The 3,590-nt window shown below is 48.2% G+C and carries 4 protein-coding genes; all 4 read right to left on the bottom strand.

Annotated features, from left to right (window positions below; genetic code table 11):
* Nucleotides 1-98: 98 nt before the first annotated feature.
* The 4 genes from BZG79_RS16445 to ppiC all read right to left on the bottom strand — a co-directional run bounded on the left by BZG79_RS16445 (nucleotide 99) and on the right by ppiC (nucleotide 3,485).
* The gene (locus BZG79_RS16445; RefSeq protein WP_021024498.1) at nucleotides 99-236 is read right to left on the bottom strand and encodes a hypothetical protein; all 138 of its coding nucleotides are present in this window, start codon (nucleotides 234-236) and stop codon (nucleotides 99-101) included.
* A 74-nt stretch (nucleotides 237-310) separates the two neighbouring features.
* On the bottom strand, nucleotides 311-1,660 hold the full coding sequence (locus BZG79_RS12920) for an alpha-amylase family protein (protein WP_077774595.1): 1,350 nt from the start codon (nucleotides 1,658-1,660) through the stop codon (nucleotides 311-313).
* A 222-nt stretch (nucleotides 1,661-1,882) separates the two neighbouring features.
* Nucleotides 1,883-3,046, bottom strand: a complete 1,164-nt coding sequence (locus tag BZG79_RS12915; protein WP_077774594.1) for a GGDEF domain-containing protein — start codon at nucleotides 3,044-3,046, stop codon at nucleotides 1,883-1,885.
* Between the two features lie 157 nt (nucleotides 3,047-3,203).
* On the bottom strand, nucleotides 3,204-3,485 hold the full coding sequence (gene ppiC, locus BZG79_RS12910) for a peptidylprolyl isomerase PpiC (protein WP_021024501.1): 282 nt from the start codon (nucleotides 3,483-3,485) through the stop codon (nucleotides 3,204-3,206).
* Nucleotides 3,486-3,590: the final 105 nt, after the last annotated feature.

Raw genomic sequence — 3,590 nt, 5'->3', positions numbered from 1 at the left:
AATCATCATAGAGAGTCGAAATATCAACATGAGCGTCGGAGGATAATGAACCTCATCGGTGAAGTCAATTTTGTGCATGAAATCTAAATATGCATACATCAAGCGATATTAGGTATATGCTTGGCGTCATGAGGGACGCTTTCCAGTGCCGAGACGTACACTTTAAAGGTATTTTTTCCATCATACTTCGCCTGATAAAGCGCATCATCGGCTTGGGCCAACAACACCTTGACCATCAATCACTGGTTCGAACACGTCAGCACAATGAATCAGTACTTTATCACCAACAGAATGGCCGCTCGCAACAGCATTACGCCGGCACGAGCATCATTGCCGATTGGGCGGCGACATCAATACGTTGTCCACACGAAACCGTGACGCCCGTTAGCAGATCATTCCAATCATTTTCCAGCGTCAATGAGAGTGATTGCGGCTCTGGGGATTTATTTAACACCAATATCCCAGCGTCGCCCCGCTTTATCACCAACCGATCATCGGTCGCTTCCAAGACACGCATGGGCTCACCATGGGTCAAATTATGGAAGGCGATCATTTGCACCATCTTTGGATCTTTCCACGCATTTTGCCAACGTGGTTGGCCGTCTCCCCCTTTGATACCACTGGTATCAAGATCGGTATAAATCAGTGGCACGCCACCATCGCGCCCCAAGATATATGCATAAGCCAACCACTCGCTCGCTTCGTCCATCACCAAATCCAAGAAAACATCATTGTTGGGAATGTCATGGGTAATGGCAAAAGTAATTGCACGCCCTCGTGATAACGCTTGGCCAAAGCAGTAAGGGTCAATCAAAGATTTGAGGCTGCCTGCGTTGGAAAAAGCCTGATAAAGCGTTGAGAACAGCGGAAAGTCGTAGGCACCTAAACWTGTTTCTTGTAAATAGGGAGCCAGWAAGAGTTCATACTCTTCTTTGCTTGCGCCACCGTCTGTGATGATTTCGCCAAAAATATGCGCATCATGGGTAATATCATCGGTCCACACGCGTTTGAGGTGCTCTAAGGTCATGTGCTTGGCCGCATCAATCCGAAAACCTTTCACGCCAATTGCTTTTAACGCCTTAAGATAGGCACGTTGCTGCGCTATCACATGATCACACACCCGCAGTGTCGGCAACCCCGGATCGCTAGGTCCGCCACTAATGCGCCCGTTTTGTACTTGCCAGGTGTCTTCCCAATCTTGTATGCCAAACGCATCGACGAAGTCCTGCTCAGTAAACAGTGGCTGAGATAAGTCGCCAAATAATGTCAGTTCGCGATAGCGTTCTTCATGGGTTTGATAGGTTGCCATCACCGTTCGGCTTGGATAATTCAAGTCAGTGCGGGCATGCGCCTCATTGGCCATATGATTGAAAACCACATCGACGTACGTAAACACACCAACACGGTTTAACGCTGCAACCATCGCTTTAAAGTCCGTGGTGTTTCCGAGCGCATTTTCAATTACACGATAATCTTGCGGCTGGTACCTTAGCCACCAGCGTTCATCTTGCTCGCTTTTCATCGGAGGGGACACCAGCACCGAGCCATATCCTAGCGCGCTGATCTCTGCCGCGCGTTGGGCAATATCTGCGTACTTCCAATCAAAAGCATGCAAGATAACATTGGCTCCTGATGATTGGGAGCCTTGTAAGCCATTCATGTTTCTCTTTTCATCGCGTTTAGGCATCGACCGTGACCCTGTTGTTGATGGGCGAATTCAATAGTCAAAATTATAAACGCTATACACACGCCGCCCTCCTCCTTTGGCCGCATCTATGAGGATGATAAGCGAGGCGTAGTCAGTGTTTAGCTAAGGATTAAGCAACCCTCGTTAGTCTATATACGGATGTCATCGCAGTGAGGAGAGAAATTGGATGGTTCTTCAAGCCGGTTCGCAACCGACATTTGCCAAACGATAAACCGTGGAATTATAGACTTTATAGGTGTTTTTACCTTCATACTTGGCACGATAAAGCGCATCATCGGCTTGCGCCAACAAGCTATCAATATCAAGCGCCTCATCGGTGGTGGTGACGCCTATGCTCGCCGAAAGGGCTATCTCAAGCGCCAAACGATTACTTCGAATCGTTTGCAGTAATTCATCAGACAGCTGCTGCGCTCTAGCACTGTCACAGTAAGGCAGCACGACCGCGAACTCCTCTCCCCCCAAACGCCCAACCACACCTTGCTCATCAATCACTTGCTCGAAAACATCTGCGCAGTGCATCAGTACTTTGTCTCCCACCGAGTGGCCGAATGAGTCATTAATCGCTTTAAAATCGTCCAGATCAATCATCAGCACACTAATGGGAAACGCGCTGTCATCCACGCGCTTTTTTGCTTTAGTCAGAAAAGCACGGCGATTTAACAGTCCCGTTAAACTGTCTCGGGTCGCTTCGCGGTGGAGTTTCTCGTGCACGCGCTCCAGCTTATAAAGAAAGATAATCAGGGTATTGATCACGCTATAGGCGATGCCCGACAAAATCAGCCCTGCTTGTAATAGCGAGGTGCCCAGTAGTTGCGTAAATAGATCAGGATAGAGATGTGCAAATGTCGCCCTGCCTACATAGGCAACACTGAATCCACCCATCACCATGATGAGCCAACGCTTTAAACGCTGGCCCCCTATGTTCGTACTACTCACGATGGTGTGTGTCATCAGCCCTAACTGCATACTGACGATCAAACTCGCGTAAACCACACGACTCCCGATGTCATCAAGGTATGACGACATCGATACAACAGACAGAATAACAGGTAGCACCAACTGCCAACGCGGTACGTCGCGCGCAAAAATTTGCCCCAACGCCCAGTGGCTGAACGAAAATGACACCATCACACAGGCATTGTAAAAAACGATCCCTAAATAAGGGTGAAGGTGAGGACGGGTAAACAAGAATAGGTTGCTAAAGCCATGAATAAAAAGCGAGAGTGCCCATCCGTTAATCCCTGGTTCTTTGCGGTTTTGTACCAATAGAAAACCCGCTAGCAGCCATTGGATTGCAGTCAGAGTAATGAGCAGTGTCGGAGCATCAAGTTTGAACATCAGAGATACGTTAATTAGGGCGTGCTTTAACTTTACCACTTAATCCGTGGCCGTTTACCGGCAATCAATGTGCGCGGCTTCAATTTCTGGCGGTTAATCTTTATGACAGTTTCAGCGTCTTCGCGCCGATGCTATCCATAGATCGTGAGCGATAGGATTAGTTGCGATACAAGACTTTGATAATGTGCCAGCCGAATTTGGTTTTTATCGGCCCAAGCGGACGCAATAACTCACCACTGAATACGGCTTTATCAAAAGGTGGTGCCATGTCACCGCGACGAAATTCGCCTAGATCACCGCCTCGCTTACCCGAGGGGCATTGCGAGTACTTCTTCGCGAGCGTTTGGAAGTTTGCACCTTTTCTAAGCTGGTCTAGCAAAGAAGTTGCTTGCGATTTGTCTTTCACCAATATATGAAGGGCTGCTGCTTTTTTGGCCATCAGGACGTCTCGTAAAATTAAAGCCGCTTAGTATATCGGATTTCTTCCGCTGGATAACAAAAATTGTAAGGCGACCAGAGCCGACTTACACGGAGGGAACCCAGG

This window comes from Salinivibrio sp. MA427 (genome assembly GCF_001996115.1).
Classification (GTDB): domain Bacteria; phylum Pseudomonadota; class Gammaproteobacteria; order Enterobacterales; family Vibrionaceae; genus Salinivibrio; species Salinivibrio costicola.
This window is presented reverse-complemented; position numbering and strand designations above follow the sequence as displayed.